The organism is Cupriavidus sp. WS (assembly GCF_000395345.1).
Classification (GTDB): Bacteria; Pseudomonadota; Gammaproteobacteria; order Burkholderiales; family Burkholderiaceae; genus Cupriavidus; species Cupriavidus basilensis_B.
This window is the reverse complement of sequence record NZ_AQPL01000639.1, coordinates 1-1,591: the sequence shown is the minus strand read 5'-3', so window position 1 is coordinate 1,591 and position 1,591 is coordinate 1. Positions and strand designations below refer to the sequence as shown.

Below are 1,591 nucleotides of genomic sequence, written 5' to 3'. Positions count from 1 at the left end.
CACAAAATTCCTGACACGTCCTGACCGTCCCCTTGATGATGCGTGCCGGGTGAACCACGATCTCGTCAGATTCAGGAATCTCGATCGTGCAGTCTTCGGTCAGAATCGCCTGACAGGCCAGGACATAGGCCCCCTTTCCTGCCTGCGGGTGCCCGGCCTCGGGCCCGTTATCGCGAAGTTGACCGGCAACCACACGGCAGCGGCAAGTGCCGCAGCGGCCCGACATGCAGCTATAAGAGATGGGGACCTCGTTGGACCTGAGCACGTCAAGCAGGGTGCTTCCAATCTCAGCGTTCAAACGCAAATTGAGGGGTTCTACTACCAGTTCCATGCAAGCTCTTTTTTCAATTGTCTCCGAATGGCTGCGATTCTGGCGCGTCGAGCGGCATATTGCTATAGGTAATGCCCCCATTTTCCACGGCCGCGAGAAGTAGAAACTAAGCGGCCATGGCCAGCCGCTGCTTCGGGGTAAAGCCGCCCAATGCCATATTTGGGCGCTCGTGATTGTAAGTCCACATCCAGTCGGCCGCTGCCTGCCGAACCTGCTCCAGGTCTTCCCACAGATATTGCGAGAGCCATTCGTATCGCGCGGTCCGATTGAACCGTTCGATGTACGCGTTCTGTTGCGGCTTGCCCGGCTCAATGTATTCCAGCCGTATACCTAGCTTCTGCGTCCAAGTCACGATGGCTGTGCTCAGGTATTCTGGGCCGTTGTCACAACGAATTACCTTCGGCTTGCCACGCCATTCCATGTGCTGCTCCAGCGTGCGAATCACCCGCTCGGACGGCAGCGAGAAATCCACCTCAATGCCCAGCGCCTCGCGGTTGAAATCATCAATCACGTTCAGCGTCCGGATGCTGCGCCCGTCAACGAGCTGGTCATGCATGAAGTCCATTGACCACACTTCGTTGATGGCATGCGGCACCGACAGCGGCTGCGGCGTTTCGCGCACCAAGCGTTTCTTCGGCTTGATGCGCAGGTTCAGCTCCAGCTCCCGATAAATCCGGTAGATGCGCTTGTGGTTCCACCCGAATCCCTTCACGTTACGCAAGTAGTAATAGCACAGCAGAAAGCCCCAGTTGCGATGACAGCCCGTGATACGCATCAGCCAGTCTGCAATCTCTTCGTTCTCCGTGTTCAATTTCGCCTCGTATCGGTAGCACGACTCGCTGATGCCGAACACTGTGCACGCCACACGAATTGACACGCGGCGCTGTTGCACAACCTGCTTTGCCATCTCGCGCCGGCGAGATGGCTTCAGAACTTTTTTTGCAGCGCCTCCGAGGCAATCTCAGCCTTGAGCTTCTCCTCGATGTACATCTTGCGCAGCCGGGCATTCTCCGCCTCGAGCTCCTTCATGCGCGACATCATCGACGCGTCCATCCCGCCGTACTTCGAGCGCCATTTGTAGAACGTTGCCGAACTGATGCCCAGTTCCCGGCATAGCTCCGGCACCGCAAGCCCAGCCTCCGCGCGCTTGAGCGCCTCCAATATCTGGCTGTCTGTGAATCTCGACTTCTTCATCTGCAGAACTCCCTCTTAACGAGAAAATTCTACTTCTCCCAGCGCCGGTTTGCGGGGGGCATTACC

2 protein-coding genes are annotated in these 1,591 nt (G+C 57.3%); both read right to left on the bottom strand.

Annotated elements, in window-relative coordinates:
- On the bottom strand, positions 1-331 hold a 331-nt coding region (locus tag K206_RS42370; protein ID WP_155888420.1), incomplete at its 3' end, for a 2Fe-2S iron-sulfur cluster binding domain-containing protein.
- A gap of 106 nt (positions 332-437) precedes the next feature.
- Positions 438-1,525 (bottom strand): IS3 family transposase gene (locus K206_RS0136050; protein ID WP_155888419.1). Its coding sequence is split into 2 segments (ribosomal slippage): positions 438-1,276 and positions 1,276-1,525, totalling 1,089 coding nucleotides; the frame shifts between segments, so codons are not numbered across the junction.
- Positions 1,526-1,591: the final 66 nt, after the last annotated feature.